Here is a 17358-nt window from a genome sequence, read left to right as displayed (position 1 = left end):
AGCCTGTACAATTTCGCGCCTTGATTTAAGGCGAACGGCCTAAACCTGTCGGCATACGATGCCTGATTGGTGCTATTACTGATTTATTGTTCACGAGGCAATCTGATGACAACAGAAAAAATCAATCTGCTGGATTTCGATCGACAAGCGCTACGTGCGTTTTTCGCTGAAGAACTTGGCGAAAAAGCGTTCCGCGCGGATCAGATCATGAAGTGGATGTACCATTTTGGTGTTGATGATTTCGATCAGATGAACAACATCAACAAACAGCTTCGTGAAAAACTGAAAGCAAAATGTGAAATTCGCGCGCCGGAAGTGAGTGCTGCGCAGTATTCAAAAGACGGAACAATCAAATGGGCGATGCGTGTTGGCAACCAAGACGTAGAGACCGTTTATATACCGGATGAAGATCGCGCGACCCTTTGCGTGTCATCACAAGTTGGCTGTGCGCTGGAATGTAAATTCTGTTCAACCGCGCAACAAGGTTTCAACCGCAACCTGAAAGTGTCTGAGATCATTGGTCAGGTTTGGCGTGCTGCGAAAGAAATTGGCATTGAAAAAGACACTGGCCGCCGCCCAATTACCAATGTGGTAATGATGGGCATGGGTGAGCCACTGCTGAATATGAAAAACCTGATCCCAGCGTTGAACTTGATGCTGGATGATCTGGCATACGGTCTATCTAAGCGCCGTGTCACTGTATCGACGTCGGGCGTTGTATCGGGTCTGGATCAAATGGCAGGCAAGATTGATGTGGCGTTGGCGATTTCTCTGCATGCACCGACGGATGAGTTGCGTAGCCAAATCATGCCAATTAACGATCGCTACAATATTGAGACATTTTTGTCCTCAGTGCGTCGTTACATTGACTCGTCAAATGCTAACCGTGGCCGTGTTACCGTTGAGTATATTCTTCTCGATCACGTCAACGATGATATGGAGCATGCGCGCCAACTCGCAGAGCTGTTAAAAGACACGCCTGCGAAGATAAACCTTATTCCTTTCAACCCATATCCTGGGTCACCATATAAGAAACCAAGTAATTCTCGTATAGACCGTTTCCAGAAAACGTTGATGCAATACGATTACACGGTGATTATTCGTAAGACTCGTGGTGATGACATCGATGCAGCATGCGGACAGCTTGTTGGAGATGTGATTGACCGTACAAAACGAACGCAAGGCAGACAGAATACTGAGGAACAAATTCCAGTAAAATCAGTCTGACCTTATAGACTGAAAGGAATGGGAAATGGCAAGGACGCTGATAAGTCTGTTATTGATGGGATTATTAGCAGGTTGCGTCACAGTAACAGATGAGAAAACGCAGGCGAATTTTGATAATATTCAAGCTGCCGAATCGCGTATATCACTTGGACTTGCATACCTAAAAGACGGTAATTGGCTCCGCGCGCGCGAAAACCTTGAAATGGCAGTGCAATTTGCGCCAAGGTACGATCGTGCATTGATTACCTTTGCTCACTACCTTCAAGAGGTAGGTGAGTTTGAACAAGCCGAAGCGCAGTACAAGGCTGCACTACGTTATTCGCCAAAAAATGGTGATGCGCATAACAATTACGGCGTCTTTCTTTGTAAGCAAGCTCGATTCGACGAAGCTCAAGAGGCTTTTGAGGATGCCATAGCGCAACCCAATTACTACAAATTGGCTGACAGCTATGAAAATGCCGCTTTGTGTGCCTTGAAAGCTGACGATAACCTTGATGCTAAACAATTGTTTCAAAAAGCCATAGACCATGAGCCCAACCGCCCAGTTTCTTCGTTGCGCCTTGCGCAATTAGAAATAGAAGAGGGCGAACTGGTGCAAGCAAAACTAAGGCTGTTTCATTTTCATAAACGGTACGGGTATCAACCCAGCAGTTTGCTAGCCATGGTCAAATTAGAAACATTGGCACAACAGCCCTCAGAGGCTGTACGATACGCACGTATACTAGAGAAAAAATTTCCCGAATCTAACGAATACAGACAGTACTTAGCGAATGAATACTGAACTAAACGAAGAACAGCTTGACGGTGTTGAGACATCTCATCCTGGTACAGTGTTGAAGCAAGCCAGAGAACAGATGGGACTGTCTGCGCAAGATGTAGCAGATAGACTTAGACTTCGCGTTTCTGTCATTCAAGAATTGGAAGCAAACTGTTGTGATGGACAGCAAATTGCGACCTTTACACGTGGATATATCCGTTCCTATGCCAAGTTAGTTGGCGTAGATGCAGACAGTTTGCTTGGGGACTTTAAGCCGTCTCCAGAAATCGACGAAAATGCACAAAAAATGCAAAGTTTTTCCGGCAGAGCACATCGCGAGAAACATGACAGTCGCGTGATGGGTCTGACGTGGATCATTTTGGCCGTCGTCGTCAGTATTACGACGTTCTGGTGGTGGCAGAATCAGGAAAATGAAGACTTATTGACCTTGCCTGATAGCAACAACCTTCTGGTAACAGAAGCGGCCATTGAGGCAGATCCAGTTGACGCGGTTGTCACAACAGAAGTGATTGAGCCGCAGGACACTACAGCACCTTCTATTGATACACAAATAACGACAGACACGGGCAATAATGTCGAGCCTGTGGTTAATGAGGAAGCGCCGAAGCCCGAGTTGGTTGTGACTGACGCTGAAACACCAACAGAAGTGGTGATTGACGCACCCGCGCAACCCATAGAGACGCCAACCAATTCTCCTGCACTAGTTTTGACCTTTGAGGGCGATTGTTGGGTGGATGTGCGTGATGCGAGTGGTAAACGTCTGCTTACAGGGATAAAATCAGCGGGTGAATCCGTTGAGCTGACCGGTAAAGCCCCATTTAAACTTGTTTTGGGTGCGCCAGCGGCGGTTGAACTCGCCTATAACGGCGAAAAAGTTGATTTGAGTGGATACCCATCAGGACGGGTAGCACGTTTGAGCCTTCCGAAGTAAGTCAGAGTACACCTAATGCATACCGAATCTCCTATTATTCGTCGTCCTTCAACGCGCATTTATGTGGGCAACGTGCCTGTCGGTGACGGCGCGCCAATTGCCGTGCAATCGATGACCAACACCCGAACCACTGACGTAGAAGCGACAGTGGCGCAAATCAGGGCGTTGGAAAAAGTGGGCGCAGATATCGTTCGTGTTTCTGTCCCAACCATGGAAGCGGCGGAAGCATTCAAACTCATCCGTGAACAGACCAATATGCCTTTGGTGGCTGATATTCATTTCGACTACCGTATCGCGCTGAAAGTGGCAGAGTATGGTGTAGATTGTTTGCGTATCAACCCTGGTAATATTGGTAATGAGCAGCGCATTCGTTCAGTCGTGGATGCTGCTCGTGATAAAAATATTCCTATCCGTATTGGTGTGAATGGCGGTTCGCTGGAGCGTGACATTCAAGAAAAATACGGTGAACCAACGCCAGCTGCGCTCGTAGAATCAGCAATGCGTCATGTCGACATTCTTGACCGCCTTAATTTTGATCAATTCAAAGTGAGTGTAAAAGCGTCGGATGTTTTCCTAGCGGTTGAATCTTATCGCCAATTGGCGAAGCGCATTGACCAGCCGTTGCATCTGGGTATTACCGAAGCAGGCGGTGCACGTGCAGGTTCGGTGAAATCTGCGGTCGGTCTTGGTATGCTGCTGAGCGAAGGTATCGGTGATACGCTTCGTATTTCGCTTGCTGCGGATCCAGTAGAAGAAATCAAAGTCGGCTTTGATATTCTCAAATCTTTGCGGATTCGGTCGCGTGGCGTGAATTTTATTGCCTGTCCAACATGCTCCCGTCAGGAGTTTGATGTGATTGGTACTGTCAATGCGTTGGAGCAGCGTCTGGAAGATGTTGTGTTGCCAATGGATGTCTCTATTATCGGTTGTGTGGTGAATGGCCCGGGCGAAGCAGAGGTGTCTCATATTGGTGTCGCTGGTGGCAATAAGCGCAGCGCATATTACGACGATGGCAAGCGCCAAAAAGAACGTTTTGATAACGACAACCTGATCGATCAGCTGGAAGCGAAGATCCGGGCGAAGGCGGCAATGCTGGATGAGAACAACCGCATTGACGTCAATACTCAAGAGTAAGCGCAAGCCGTTTACTTAGAACAACAGATCGGTTACGAGAGTTAACGTGGCGAAAACTATTCAAGCAATTCGAGGCATGAACGATTGCCTCCCAACACAATCTCCACTGTGGCAAAAAGTGGAAGGTACCGTTAAAGACGTAATCAGTGCGTATGGCTACAGCGAAGTGCGTATGCCAATCGTTGAGATGACAAATCTGTTCTGTCGTGCGATCGGTGAAGTGACCGACGTGGTAGAAAAAGAGATGTACACCTTTCAAGATCGCAATGGCGACAGCCTGAGTTTGCGTCCTGAAGGTACTGCGGGCTGTGTGCGCGCCGGTATCGAAAACGGTCTGCTGTACAATCAAGAACAGCGCCTGTGGTACATGGGTCCAATGTTCCGCCACGAGCGCCCTCAGAAAGGTCGCTATCGTCAGTTCCACCAATGTGGTGTGGAAGTGTTTGGCCTAAATGGTCCAGACGTTGACGCAGAATTGATCATGATGACCGCTCGCCTATGGCGTCAGTTGGGCATCAACGAGCACGTTCGCTTAGAATTGAATTCAATCGGTTCACTGGAAGCACGTGCAAATTACCGTGAGGCATTGGTTGCTTTCCTCCTACAGCACGAAGACGTACTGGACGAAGATTGCAAACGCCGTATGCACACCAACCCGCTACGTGTTCTGGACACCAAAGTCTCAGAAATCCAAGCGGTATTGGTTGACGCGCCTAAGCTTTCTGAGTACTTGGATGAAGAGTCAAAACAACATTTTGCAGGTGTTTGTGAACTGTTGGACGCGGCAGGCATCCAATATTCGTTGAACGAAAAATTGGTGCGCGGTTTGGACTACTACAACCGTACTGTGTTTGAGTGGGTAACGGAAAGCTTGGGTTCTCAAGGCACTGTTTGTGGCGGCGGTCGCTATGACGGTCTGGTAGAACAATTGGGCGGTAAAGCCACGCCAGCGGTTGGTTTTGCCATGGGGCTTGAGCGTTTGGTTCTGCTGATGGAAACCCTTGAGCTAAATGAAACCCGTCCAGCGGTTGATGTTTACATGGTAACCATGGGCGAAGGCACCTTGGTTGCGGGCATGCAATTGGCTGAGAGCCTGCGTGAACAAGTACCTGGCCTGCGTGTGATGACGCACTTTGGTGGCGGTAACTTTAAGAAACAATTTAAGCGTGCTGACAAAGTTGGCGCGGCAGTAGCACTGGTATTGGGCGAAGATGAAGTCGCGAACAATCAAGTGACCTACAAAGATTTAAAGGGTGGCGAACAGCTGACCATTTCTCAGGATGATGCAGCCGAAAAATTGGCTCAATTAGTTTAAAGAGGACGAAACGTGGACGTCTACACCACAGAAGAACAACAAGTCGAAGCGATTAAGACGTGGTGGCGGGAGAACGGCAAAGCCGTTGTCCTCGGCGCAGTAATTGGTTTAGGCGGTCTTTACGGATGGCGCTATTACCAGGCTGAGCAGGAAACCAGCCGTGAACAGGCATCAGATGCATATACCCAAGTGGTGACTGCATTGGCTGCCGGTGATGCGCAGGCGGAAGAAAAAGCACTGGCGTTTATAAAATCAAACGACAGTGCTTATGCAACGTTACTTGAACTGCAATTGGCAAAATCTTTTGTTGATGCTGGAGAGCTACCAAAAGCGCTGGAACAGCTACGCGCAGTTCAGGCGTCAAAAGACAGCACTCTGAAGTCAATCGCGACAGTTCGTATTGCACGTATTGAAGCCGAGCAAGGCAACAATGACGCGGCATTGAAAGAGCTGAATGCGGTAGCAGACGAGAGCTGGAAAGCGCAGGTTGAAGAACTTCGTGGTGACATTCTTCTGAGCAAAAACGATGTAGCAGAAGCGCGCTCAGCGTATGCGGCATCATTGGCAGCGGCGACAAACCCTGTTGTTCAGATGAAATTAGACAATCTGTTTCAATAAAGTCGAGAGAGTTAAATGCGCAAGGGATGGAAACGTATTGGTGCAGTAGCCGTGCTGGGATCATTGCTGATCGGTTGTGCGGGTGAGGAAAATTCCATCCAGATGGCTCCTGTACCTCAAGTCGTAAGTGAGTTCACACCAACTACAGTGTGGAGTACTCAGGTTGGTGACGGTGTTGACGGCTACTTTAGTAATCTGACACCCGTTTATGCTTACGATAAGGTCTTTGCTGCCGATAGAGACGGCATTGTAAAAGCCATGGATGTTGAAACAGGTAAGACGATTTGGGAAATTAATCTCGAAGACGACAAGCCAGTTTTATTGTCCGGTGGTATCACAGCGTCTTACGGCAAGTTATACATTGGTACTGAAACAGGTCAGTTGATTGCTCTGAATGAAGAAACCGGTGAAACCGCGTGGACAGCAAACGTTAACGGCGAAGTACTTGCGAAGCCATTGGCTGATGAAGGTGTGGTCGTCGTCAACACGGGTCGTGGTGAGCTTTCTGCTTATGATGCAGAGACAGGGGAACAGCGCTGGAAAAATGCCAGTGATGTACCAAACCTAACACTGCGTGGAGACAGTTCTCCTGTCGCCATTTCTGGTGGTGTTTTCTGGGGAATGGCAAACGGCCGACTTGGTGCAGCTTTCTTGGAAAACGGCAACATTATTTGGCAGCAGCCTATCGCAAGCCCGAAAGGCGCAACCGAAATTGACCGTTTGGTGGATGTTGATGCATCACCGGTAATTTCAGGTTCTCTGTTGTACGCGGTTGGTTATAATGGCCAGCTTGTTGCTATAGACTTGCGTTCTGGTCGTCCTGCTTGGAAACGGGCTTACAGCTCATCGACGGATTTTTTGGTTGCAGGTAGCTATTTGTTCCTGATCACCGACAAAGATCATGTCGTGGCAGTTGACGCGCGAAGCGGCACTGAATTGTGGCAGAACCGCGATTTGGAATATCGTCAGTTGACCGCACCCGTTGCGATATCGGGTTATGTGGTGGTAGGTGATGCAGAAGGCTACCTACATTGGTTAGATCCAAAAACTGGCGATTTTGTTGCTCAACAACAATTTGATGATAGTGGTATTGCTGTTGCGCCTGTAAAAGTGGATGACGGATATGTAGTCATCGCGCGTGACGGAACAATCGCTAAAAAACAAACGCTATAATATCAAGCGTTTATATATTGTCCGGCTCCTGATCTTCACGGATCAGGAGCCGCTGTTATTCATAAACAAGAGATTTTAAGAGGTCAGTATGATTCCTGTAGTAGCCCTTGTCGGGCGTCCGAATGTGGGGAAGTCGACACTCTTTAACCGGCTAACAAGGACGCGCGATGCGCTCGTTGCCGATTTTCCGGGTTTGACCAGGGATCGTAAATACGGAAAAGCAATGCTGGGTGAGCACGAGTTTATCGTGGTAGACACCGGTGGTATCGATGGTACCGAAGAAGGCGTTGAGACCAAAATGGCAGAGCAGTCACTGACTGCAATCGAAGAAGCTGATGTTGTACTGTTCATGGTTGATGGGCGTGCAGGTCTGACAGTTGCTGATGAAGCGATTGCAAAGCACCTTCGTACCCGTGAAAAGAAAACCTTCCTTGTGGTGAACAAGGTAGACGGTATTGATGCGGATGCAGCAAGTGCTGAATTCTGGCAGTTGGGCATGGAAGAGATGTACCAAATTGCTGCTGCACATGGCCGTGGTGTTCTGTCTCTGATTGATCGTGCATTGAAACCGTTAGCGGAAGAATTGTCTGAGGAAGAAGGCGACGAGACCCTTGAAGGTCTGGTTGATCTGACTGGCGAGCAAGATGAAGACGGTGAAGACAAAGACTTGACCGAAGAAGATGCTGAATCAGCATTGGAGCGTCTGCGTAACCTGCCTATCAAGTTCGGTATCATTGGTCGTCCAAATGTGGGTAAATCGACGTTAACGAACCGTATTTTGGGTGAAGACCGTGTTGTTGTTTACGACATGCCAGGTACGACACGCGATTCAATTTACATTCCAATGGAACGTGATGGTCGTGAGTACGTCATCATTGATACCGCGGGCGTACGTCGTCGTAAGCGTGTAAACGAGAAAGTCGAAAAATTCTCCGTTATCCAAACACTGAAAGCGATTGAAGATTCAAACGTTGTTCTGTTGGTGATTGATGCACGCGAAAACATCTCTGATCAAGACTTGAGCCTGTTGGGCTTTGCGTTGAACGCGGGTCGTTCTATCGTTATCGCCGTGAACAAGTGGGATGGTTTGGACTCAGAAGTGAAAGATCGTGTGAAATCTGAACTGGACCGTCGTCTAGGCTTCGTAGACTTTGCTCGCATTCACTTTATTTCAGCACTTCATGGTACAGGTGTTGGTCATCTGTTTGAGTCGATTCAGGAAGCTTACGAGTCTGCGACGAAACGTATCAGCACGTCGATGCTGACGCGTATTATGAGCATGGCTCAAGACGATCACCAGCCACCGATGATCCGTGGCCGTCGTGTGAAGCTGAAGTATGCGCACGCGGGAGGTTATAACCCACCTATTTTCGTGATTCACGGAAACTTGGTGAGAGAGTTGCCTGATTCGTACAAGCGTTATCTGATGAACTACTACCGTAAATCGCTGAAAATCATGGGTACGCCAATTCGTATTCAGTTCCAGAACAGTGAGAACCCGTTTGAAGGTAAGAAAGATAATTTGACCATTTCTCAGGCGCGTCAGCGTAAGCGTCTGATGGATATGGTGAAAACACGTAAGAAGTAACGCTTAAATCTAAAAAACCGACCTTAAGGTCGGTTTTTTTATGTCTGAAAGCAATGGACAAGAGCAGTGTTTAGTTCTGCTTGGTCAATTGAAATTCACCTCATGTAATTTATACAAAATGCCATTCTTCCGGATACATTCGTTCGATTTCTACCGTAATTCTGCCAGATCAATGTATTGCGCCCCGCTGATCTGTATAGATTCATGACAGATCAGAGTTTCAGTTTACACAATTAAGTTGATCCTCATCACATAAAATCATCGATTTGGCAGGAAATATCGTTCTAGGCCACAAAGAACATTTATTGCGCGGCTAACAATGCACCTTATATTTATTTAATATCGATATATTGGATTTAGTATTTGGTGTTTAATATATTATCCTTTTAAAAATCCATATGCAGAACATGTAACTTATGCTTTCGGGAGTTGTATTGATAAATATTCTTTTGGGGGTAGATCGCTGATCGGATCCCTATAAAGCTGCGATCTGACGATCATTGTAGGATCCAGCAAGAGGCTGTTCATTTTTTGATGTTATTACCGTTAGAATAGCCAAGAAAAGATCTCAACGCATATCTTTGCAAGAAAGCGGAGAGATAGATTTGTCTGGAGTGATGGAAATGGAAAATACATGCCCTGAATGTGGGGAAGCATTGAGTTGGAATAATGGCAATTATGATTGCCATGCTTGTGATAAAACCTTCATTAAACAAGGTTTTTGTTTAGTCTGTGATGCGCAAGTAGAGCGTTTACAAGCATGCGGAGCGACGAATTATTTTTGCCATAGCTGTAACGAGCTAAAATCGCGTTCCGGCGTGAACACAGTCTTTGAGGAACGAAAAACGGTGTCATAAAGACACCGTTATCATGGATCTGCATGTTATTTAGATAACGCGAGATCGGATCTCGCTGTCTGCAACTGTTGTGGAGATCAGATCGCCTTCTTTTACCGTTTCGCCAGATCGGATCACTGCTCCTCGTGCATCACGAGTAATTGAATAACCTCGCGCCAATGTAGCCAGAGGGCTAACCGCATCCAATGTTTCCATCTTCAACGCTAGCGCATGCTGCTGCTGACGTAGCAGGTGCTTCATAGCATCAATGAGTTTGCCCTTGGTATACGCCAATTGTACTTTGTCGCTTCGAATACGGGTCGATGGGGAATAGCGTTCCAATCTTTGGCTCAGATGGTCTATACGTTGCGCTTCTCGTTGCAAGGTAGTGCGCATGGCCAGATTCAGTCGGTATTCCAAATCATCAAACTGTTGGGCTTGCTGCTGCAACCGCGCTTGAGGATGCTGAATCGCTAAGCGGTGCTGTAAGCGTGTTAGTTTGTCACGGTAAGACACAAGCTGTGCGTCAAATCGATGGGTGAGTCTGTCTGTCCGTTGCAGTAGTTGTTGTGCTCGCAGTGAAGTATCTCTGCTTACGAGTTCTGCCGCAGCAGAAGGCGTTGGTGCACGAACGTCGGCAACAAAATCAGCAATCGTGACATCCACTTCATGACCAACGGCACTGACTATTGGAATGGAGCTTGCGGCAATCGTGCGGGCAACAATTTCTTCATTAAAACACCACAAATCTTCCAGAGAGCCGCCGCCACGTCCAACAATCAGTACATCACACTCATTGCGGCTGTTGGCGCGGCCAATCGCTTGTGCAATCTGAATGGCGGCGTCTTTGCCTTGCACCTGAGTGGGGTAGATGACCACAGGAAGGCTTGGGTCTCGGCGTTTTAAAACATGCAGGATGTCATGCAGGGCTGCGCCAGTACTTGAGGTGATGATACCAACGCGTTTGGGTTGTTCAGGAAGGGACTTCTTGATTGCGGCGGCGAATAATCCTTCGGCAGAAAGCTGCATTTTCAGTTTTTCGAACTGCTGTTGAAGCAATCCATCACCTTCAGGTTGCATACTTTCGACGATGATTTGGTAATCACCACGTGGTTCATACAGCGACAATCTTGCTCTGACGAGCACTTGATTCCCGTTTGCAGGCTTAAATGTCACACGACGGTTATTTCCGCGAAACATAGCGCATTTAACCTGAGCCTGACGATCTTTGAGAGTGAAATACCAGTGACCTGACACGGGGACGGTGAGGTTTGAAATCTCGCCAACCAGCCAAACAATCCCCATTTCGTTTTCTAGCAGAAGGCGTACCTCTGCATTCAGTCTGGAGACGGTGTAGATGTTTTCGTTGGAGACAGTCATGTGAAATAAACCTTGGATTTCAAGACAATGAATTAATGGTAAAGCGCGTAAAATTTTATACCAAACGTTTTCGTAAAAATCTGTAGCCAAACGTTTGCGCGGTCAGTATAATCCGGCTGCAATATTTTGAACCCCCGTATTTTATTTTTGCGTGAGATATTGCAATGTTAAGAATAGCTAAAGAAGCCCTGACTTTTGATGATGTATTGCTGGTTCCAGCACACTCTACAGTTCTCCCGAACACTGCTGACTTACGTACTCAACTAACAAAATCAATTTCCCTGAACATCCCCATGATTTCTGCGTCGATGGACACAGTGACTGAAGCGCGTTTGGCTATCGCACTGGCGCAAGAAGGCGGCATCGGCTTCATCCACAAAAACATGTCTATTGAACAGCAAGCAGAGATGGTTCACCAGGTGAAGATCTTTGAAGCTGGCGTTGTTACACACCCTGTAACTGTTCACCCAGATGCGACAATCGCAGATGTTGTTGAACTGACCAAAAAGCACGGTTTTGCAGGCTTCCCTGTTGTAACCGAAAGCAACGAGCTAGTGGGTATCATTACCGGCCGTGACGTTCGTTTTGTGATTGACCTGTCTAAGAAAGTCTCTGCGGTGATGACGCCTAAAGAGCGTCTGGCGTGTGTGAAAGAAGGCGCCTGCCGCGAAGAAGTGCAAGAGAAAATGCACCAAGCTCGCGTTGAGAAAGTTCTGGTTGTGAATGATGATTTCCAACTGACGGGCATGATTACTGCAAAAGATTTCCACAAAGCCGAAACCAAACCAAACGCATGTAAAGATGAGCAAGGTCGTCTGCGTGTAGGCGCGGCGGTTGGTGCAGGTGCGGGTAATGAAGAGCGCGTAAAAGCACTGGTTGAAGCTGGTGTAGACGTTCTGCTTATCGACTCTTCTCATGGTCACTCTGAAGGCGTACTAAACCGTATTCGCGAAACACGTGAAGCGTACCCTGATCTCGACATTATTGGTGGCAACGTAGCAACTGGCGCAGGTGCGAAAGCCCTGATTGAAGCGGGTGTGAGTGCCGTTAAAGTGGGTATTGGTCCTGGCTCTATCTGTACGACTCGTATCGTTACTGGTGTGGGCGTTCCTCAAATCACCGCGATTGCTGATGCTGTTGAAGTGGCAAATGCGTACGGCATTCCTGTTATTGCCGATGGCGGCATCCGCTTCTCGGGTGATATCTGTAAAGCAATCGCTGCTGGCGCATCATGCGTCATGGTTGGCTCTATGTTTGCGGGTACAGAAGAAGCACCAGGTGAAGTGATCCTATATAACGGTCGTTCATATAAGTCTTACCGTGGTATGGGCTCACTGGGCGCAATGTCTCAAGGTTCTTCTGATCGCTACTTCCAATCTGATAATGCAGCAGACAAGCTGGTACCTGAAGGTATCGAAGGTCGTATTGCATACAAAGGTCACTTGAAAGAGATCGTTCACCAGCAAATGGGTGGTCTGCGTTCAAGCATGGGTCTGACTGGCTCTGCGACGATCGAAGAGATGCGCACCAAAGCTGAATTTGTTGTTATTTCAGGTGCGGGAATGGCGGAATCTCATGTGCATGATGTGCAGATCACCAAAGAAGCACCAAACTACCGTCGCGGCTAATTTCTCGCAGAGAACCCCCCTGACGTAAACGTTTGCTTTTTTTCTTGAAGCACTGATAAGAGGCGAGTAAACTCGCCTCGTTTTCATAACCCATAACCACAGCGTAGGACAGAACACCCATACAGTTTGGGTATTCTCAAGCGATATAGCTTAGCTGGCGTTAACGATAAGACTGCTCAAAATGACTAAAAACATCCATGACCAACGCATTCTAATTTTGGACTTCGGTTCTCAATACACTCAACTAGTCGCACGCCGCGTACGTGAAATCGGTGTGTACTGTGAGCTATGGAGCTGGGATGTAGATGAAGCGGATATTCGTGAATTCAATCCAGATGGCATTATCCTGTCTGGTGGCCCTGAGAGTGTGACTGAAGCCAACTCTCCACGTGCTCCTCAATATGTATTTGACTCTGGCGTGCCAGTATTTGGTGTATGTTACGGCATGCAAACCATGGCAGAGCAACTTGGTGGTAAAGTAGCGGGTTCTGACGAACGCGAATTTGGTTATGCAGCAGTACAAGTGACTGGTGAATCAGCATTGTTTGCTGGACTTGAAGCCACTCAAGATGTTTGGATGAGCCACGGTGACAAAGTTGTCGAAATCCCATCTGACTTCGTGAAAATCGCGCAAACAGACACCTGTCCTTACGCTGCGATGGCAAACGAAGAGAAAAAATACTACGGCGTGCAGTTCCACCCAGAAGTAACGCACACTAAAAATGGCCTTAAGATGCTCGAAAACTTCGTACTGAACGTATGTGGTTGTGAGCGTCTATGGACCGCAGAGTCAATCATCGAAGACGCGGTTGCTCGTATTAAAGAGCAAGTGGGCGACGACGAAGTGATTCTTGGCCTGTCTGGTGGTGTTGATTCTTCTGTAGTGGCGATGCTCGCGCACCGTGCAATCGGTGACAAGCTAACGTGTGTATTTGTTGATAACGGCCTACTTCGTTTGAATGAAGGTCAACAAGTGATGGACATGTTTGGTGACCAATTTGGCCTAAACATCATTAAGGTTGATGCGGAAGACCGTTTCCTTAAAGCACTTGAAGGCGAAGCAGATCCTGAAACCAAGCGTAAGATCATTGGTCACGTGTTTGTTGATATCTTTGATGAAGAATCGAAGAAGCTGACGAACGCGAAATGGTTGGCGCAAGGTACTATCTATCCTGACGTTATCGAATCAGCGGCGTCTAAGACGGGCAAAGCGCATGTCATCAAATCTCACCACAACGTAGGTGGCCTGCCAGAAAAAATGGCGATGGGCTTGGTTGAGCCGCTGAAAGAGCTGTTCAAAGACGAAGTGCGTAAGATTGGTCTGGAATTGGGTCTGCCGTACAACATGCTGTACCGTCACCCATTCCCAGGTCCTGGTCTGGGCGTACGTGTTCTTGGCGAAGTTAAGAAAGAGTACTGTGATTTGCTGCGTCGTGCAGATGCTATCTTCATCGAAGAACTGCATAAAGCTGACCTGTACAACAAAGTGTCTCAAGCGTTCACCGTGTTCCTGCCAGTACGTTCTGTTGGCGTAATGGGCGATGGTCGTAAGTACGATTGGGTTGTTTCTCTGCGTGCGGTAGAAACCATCGACTTCATGACAGCGCATTGGGCGCACCTGCCATATGATTTCTTGGGTAAGGTATCAAACCGTATCATTAACGAAGTTAACGGCATCAGCCGTGTGGTTTACGATATCTCTGGTAAGCCGCCAGCGACTATCGAGTGGGAATAATTTTCCAGCTGGAAATGTTCTGCATTAGTCCGTATAAGCCCAATACTAAGTCCGCGTAATTGCGGACTTTTTTTGTTTTTCAGCTTTGTGTTTCTCTTAAATTGGAGGGCTACTCGTTCGGTACATTTGGTAGATCGAGTAGTGGCAGATCTAAGTTTTGTTCTTTGGCACAGCTTTTCGCAATGTCATAACCAGCATCGGCATGACGCATTACACCACACGCTGGGTCATTGTGGAGTACTCGCCGTAATCGGGCATCTGCATCAACAGTTCCGTCACAAACGATTGCAACTCCTGCGTGTTGAGAAAATCCCATTCCTACGCCTCCACCATGGTGAATTGAAACCCAAGTAGCACCTGATGCAGTATTCAGAAGTGCATTCAGTAGTGGCCAATCAGAAACAGCATCGGAACCATCCAGCATTGCTTCTGTTTCACGATTCGGGCTAGAAACAGAGCCAGAGTCTAGATGGTCGCGACCAATGACAATCGGCGCACTTAGTTCACCATTCCTAACCATTTCATTGAAGGCAAGCCCAAGTATGGCTCGATTTTTCAAACCGACCCAACAAATCCTAGCAGGAAGGCCCTGAAACTGAATTTGCTTTTGAGCCATGTCTATCCAATTATGTAGATGAACATTATCTGGGATTAATTCCTTCACTTTTTGGTCAGTTTTGTAAATGTCTTCTGGATCTCCTGAAAGGGCTATCCAGCGGAATGGTCCGATACCTTCACAAAATAGCGGGCGAATATATGCAGGGACAAAGCCTGGAAAATTAAAAGCATCTTTGACGCCGACTTCTAGAGCCATCTGGCGGATGTTGTTACCGTAGTCGACAGTGATCGCGCCTAGTTTCTGAAGAGCTAACATTGCTTTGACTTGCTCACCCATGGACGCCTTGGCTGCGCCTATCACCGAAGATTGATCTTTCAAGCGTTGCTCTGCGGCATATTCCATCGTCCAGTTTGCGGGCAGATAGCCATTTAGCGGATCGTGCGCTGAAGTTTGGTCTGTTACTACGTCTGGCACGATATATTTGCGTGCTAACTCAGGGAATATTTCCGCAGCATTGCCGAGTAAGCCAATTGAAATAGGTTTGCCTGTTAGTTTGGCAAGCATGAGCATTTCCATGGCTTGTTTTAAAGTGGTCGCCTTTCTATCGAGGTAACCGGTTCTAATTCGATAATCAATTCGCGTTTCATCACACTCTACGGCGAGCATAGAGAATGCGTTCATTGTCGCAGCCAACGGTTGTGCATCTCCCATCCCCCCGAGGCCGCCAGTAAGAATCCATTTTCCCGTTGCATCACCGTTAAAATGACGCTTGGCTATGGCTGCAAAGGTTTCATAAGTTCCTTGTACAATACCTTGAGACCCAATATACATGGCACTTCCCGCGGTCATCTGTCCATACATCATTAATCCTTTCCGGTCTAACTCATTGAAGTGTTCCCAATTTGCCCAGCTTGGAACTAGGTTGGAATTAGCGATGAGCATTCTTGGAGCGTCTTTATGAGTGGGCATAATCGCGACAGGTTTCCCTGATTGGATCAATAGAGTTTGGTCATCTTCAAGCCTTTCAAGCACCTCAATAATTTTGTCGTAGCAGTGCCAATTCCTTGCAGCCCTGCCAATTCCCCCATAAACAATTAGAGATTGAGGGTGTTCAGCAACATCAGGATGAAGGTTGTTCATCAGCATCCTCATTGCGGCCTCAGTTAGCCATGACTTTCCGATTAGCTTGGTTCCTGTAGCGGCTGTGATAGAACGTGACGTATCCAAGCGATTATTTTCCATAGTTTCACTTCCTTTCTCTTTATGTATATACAAATACATCTAAGTGAAGAAGAGAAAATCTGGCAACTGGATTTACCTAGATAAACCAGTAGAAGCTCACTTTTGAATCATTTGTTTCGAATGCAATGTGTGGGTTATGACGTGATCATTTGGAAGTAATTCTTTAAAAACAATCGAATAAAGTAATCCCATTGGTGGTGATAGTTTTTGTTTTTGAGCGAATATTGAGCGTAAATTTTTTTATGTTTCTAAAATTCAAAAAGATAAACGTTTAGGGCTTATATTTTGGTTGTCTAATATAAGATTTACGCTCCAGTATTAATATGTCATGTTATTGATATGTTAACCCGAATGGCGAGCGCGGCACTCCTTGTTATATTTGTATATGCAAAATTGATAAATTGTATAGGAGTTATCATGGCTTTTTTCAGAAGCAATTCAGCGCGGGACATGTCAGATTTAGTCGCGGTCTTTCGTTTAGTACTACTCAGTTCGATAGGGATATTTTTCTTTTTTATTCCTATAACCATCAGTGGGAAAACCACCATTCCACTAGATCACACGGTGTTTCTTGTTAAATCGATGCTGGGGCCCGGCGCGCAGTGGTACGCACTTGCAATAATTGCTGCTGGTGCCGTTTTCCCATTCTACGATGGCTCTTGGAAGGCAAATTTAACGAGTAAAATATTCAGTTTTTTCAAAGTGCTTGGGCTGGTTTTTGGGGTTCTGGTAGTATTTGGTTGGGGGCCAGAACTTCTCCATAGCAAAGACATGCTCCCTTTTTTATACAATAAGCTGGCTGTGTCAGTCGGTTTGATTGTTCCAATTGGCGCGGTATTTTTGGCGTTACTGGTGAGCTATGGTCTTTTAGAACTTGTAGGTGTTTTGAGGCTTTGTTGCTTAATTCGGTTGGAAGACATGGCAGCCTAAAGTTGTTCGGTTCTTAAGCAATATACTGAGTTTCAGGCATACCCAGTCCTGTAAGCTTGTTCAGCGCTTTGATCATAGCGTAAGTCTCGCCAACCTGAGCATTGTAATTTCTTAGGCTTAATTTCCCACCTAGCAGCTGTTTTACTCGGTACATTGCTGTCTCTGATAGTGAGCGCTTGTGATAGCCATACCGCTTTTTCCACTTCTTGTTGGAGCCGTAGAGCTTTTGACAACCTACTGCTAAATTGCGAGGGTGTCCTTGTTCCCAGAATGCAGCCCCTTCT

Annotated in this window: 14 protein-coding genes and 1 pseudogene; 12 read left to right on the top strand and 3 right to left on the bottom strand. The window is 46.9% G+C overall.

The genetic code is table 11. The features are described from left to right. Positions 1–105 precede the first annotated feature (105 nt). The 9 genes from rlmN to B5D35_RS11100 all read left to right on the top strand — a co-directional run bounded on the left by rlmN (position 106) and on the right by B5D35_RS11100 (position 9621). Positions 106–1227, top strand: coding sequence for a dual-specificity RNA methyltransferase RlmN (gene rlmN / locus B5D35_RS11140; RefSeq protein ID WP_078752655.1), 1122 nt, complete (start codon positions 106–108; stop codon positions 1225–1227). 25 nt (positions 1228–1252) lie between these two features. Further along, entirely contained in the window at positions 1253–2008 is a 756-nt protein-coding gene (gene pilW / locus B5D35_RS11135) for a type IV pilus biogenesis/stability protein PilW (protein ID WP_078752654.1), read from the top strand. Beyond that, a complete protein-coding gene (gene rodZ / locus B5D35_RS11130; RefSeq protein WP_078752653.1) occupies positions 1998–2936 on the top strand; it encodes a cytoskeleton protein RodZ in 939 nt (312 codons plus the stop codon). The genes pilW and rodZ overlap by 11 nt, the downstream gene beginning before the upstream one ends. 15 nt (positions 2937–2951) lie before the next feature. Further along, positions 2952–4070: a flavodoxin-dependent (E)-4-hydroxy-3-methylbut-2-enyl-diphosphate synthase gene (ispG, locus tag B5D35_RS11125; RefSeq protein ID WP_078752652.1), complete on the top strand. Its 1119-nt coding sequence runs from the start codon at positions 2952–2954 to the stop codon at positions 4068–4070. Positions 4071–4116: 46 nt separating this feature from the next. Beyond that, positions 4117–5385: a histidine--tRNA ligase gene (gene hisS / locus B5D35_RS11120; RefSeq protein WP_078752651.1), complete on the top strand. Its 1269-nt coding sequence runs from the start codon at positions 4117–4119 to the stop codon at positions 5383–5385. A 12-nt stretch (positions 5386–5397) separates the two neighbouring features. Then, complete coding sequence (locus B5D35_RS11115; RefSeq protein WP_078752650.1) at positions 5398–6003, top strand: YfgM family protein; 606 nt, start codon at positions 5398–5400, stop codon at positions 6001–6003. A 15-nt stretch (positions 6004–6018) separates the two neighbouring features. Further along, positions 6019–7176, top strand: coding sequence for an outer membrane protein assembly factor BamB (gene bamB, locus B5D35_RS11110; protein WP_078752649.1), 1158 nt, complete (start codon positions 6019–6021; stop codon positions 7174–7176). Positions 7177–7264: 88 nt separating this feature from the next. Beyond that, a complete protein-coding gene (gene der / locus B5D35_RS11105; protein WP_078752648.1) occupies positions 7265–8764 on the top strand; it encodes a ribosome biogenesis GTPase Der in 1500 nt (499 codons plus the stop codon). 623 nt (positions 8765–9387) lie between these two features. Next, positions 9388–9621, top strand: coding sequence for a zinc ribbon domain-containing protein (locus B5D35_RS11100; protein WP_078752647.1), 234 nt, complete (start codon positions 9388–9390; stop codon positions 9619–9621). 30 nt (positions 9622–9651) lie between these two features. On the opposite strand, the gene xseA is transcribed toward B5D35_RS11100, so the two are convergent. After that, a complete protein-coding gene (gene xseA / locus B5D35_RS11095) occupies positions 9652–10980 on the bottom strand; it encodes an exodeoxyribonuclease VII large subunit (protein ID WP_078752646.1) in 1329 nt (442 codons plus the stop codon). 164 nt (positions 10981–11144) lie between these two features. On the opposite strand from xseA, the gene guaB reads away from it, so the two are divergent. Together guaB and guaA are read left to right on the top strand one after the other, a co-directional pair. After that, entirely contained in the window at positions 11145–12608 is a 1464-nt protein-coding gene (guaB, locus tag B5D35_RS11090) for an IMP dehydrogenase (RefSeq protein ID WP_078752645.1), read from the top strand. A 181-nt stretch (positions 12609–12789) separates the two neighbouring features. Beyond that, on the top strand, positions 12790–14343 hold the full coding sequence (gene guaA / locus B5D35_RS11085) for a glutamine-hydrolyzing GMP synthase (protein WP_078752644.1): 1554 nt from the start codon (positions 12790–12792) through the stop codon (positions 14341–14343). A 109-nt stretch (positions 14344–14452) separates the two neighbouring features. Here guaA and hutU read toward each other — a convergent pair whose 3' ends face one another. Then, the gene (hutU, locus tag B5D35_RS11080; protein WP_078752643.1) at positions 14453–16144 is read right to left on the bottom strand and encodes a urocanate hydratase; all 1692 of its coding nucleotides are present in this window, start codon (positions 16142–16144) and stop codon (positions 14453–14455) included. A gap of 417 nt (positions 16145–16561) precedes the next feature. On the opposite strand from hutU, the gene B5D35_RS11075 reads away from it, so the two are divergent. After that, complete coding sequence (locus tag B5D35_RS11075; protein ID WP_078752642.1) at positions 16562–17074, top strand: hypothetical protein; 513 nt, start codon at positions 16562–16564, stop codon at positions 17072–17074. Between the two features lie 13 nt (positions 17075–17087). Here B5D35_RS11075 and B5D35_RS11070 read toward each other — a convergent pair. Continuing rightward, positions 17088–17358: pseudogene (locus B5D35_RS11070) on the bottom strand (IS5/IS1182 family transposase); the annotation flags it as partial.

It is taken from the genome of Enterovibrio nigricans DSM 22720 (assembly GCF_900167155.1).
Classification (GTDB): Bacteria; Pseudomonadota; Gammaproteobacteria; order Enterobacterales; family Vibrionaceae; genus Enterovibrio; species Enterovibrio nigricans.
This window is presented reverse-complemented; position numbering and strand designations above follow the sequence as displayed.

Coding starts and splice junctions, on each gene's coding strand:
- rlmN (WP_078752655.1), top strand. CDS start 106: ATGACAACAGAAAAAATCAATCTGCTGGATTTCGATCGACAAGCGCTA.
- pilW (WP_078752654.1), top strand. CDS start 1,253: ATGGCAAGGACGCTGATAAGTCTGTTATTGATGGGATTATTAGCAGGT.
- rodZ (WP_078752653.1), top strand. CDS start 1,998: ATGAATACTGAACTAAACGAAGAACAGCTTGACGGTGTTGAGACATCT.
- ispG (WP_078752652.1), top strand. CDS start 2,952: ATGCATACCGAATCTCCTATTATTCGTCGTCCTTCAACGCGCATTTAT.
- bamB (WP_078752649.1), top strand. CDS start 6,019: ATGCGCAAGGGATGGAAACGTATTGGTGCAGTAGCCGTGCTGGGATCA.
- der (WP_078752648.1), top strand. CDS start 7,265: ATGATTCCTGTAGTAGCCCTTGTCGGGCGTCCGAATGTGGGGAAGTCG.
- B5D35_RS11100 (WP_078752647.1), top strand. CDS start 9,388: ATGGAAAATACATGCCCTGAATGTGGGGAAGCATTGAGTTGGAATAAT.
- xseA (WP_078752646.1), bottom strand. CDS start 10,980: ATGACTGTCTCCAACGAAAACATCTACACCGTCTCCAGACTGAATGCA.
- guaB (WP_078752645.1), top strand. CDS start 11,145: ATGTTAAGAATAGCTAAAGAAGCCCTGACTTTTGATGATGTATTGCTG.
- guaA (WP_078752644.1), top strand. CDS start 12,790: ATGACTAAAAACATCCATGACCAACGCATTCTAATTTTGGACTTCGGT.
- hutU (WP_078752643.1), bottom strand. CDS start 16,144: ATGGAAAATAATCGCTTGGATACGTCACGTTCTATCACAGCCGCTACA.
- B5D35_RS11075 (WP_078752642.1), top strand. CDS start 16,562: ATGGCTTTTTTCAGAAGCAATTCAGCGCGGGACATGTCAGATTTAGTC.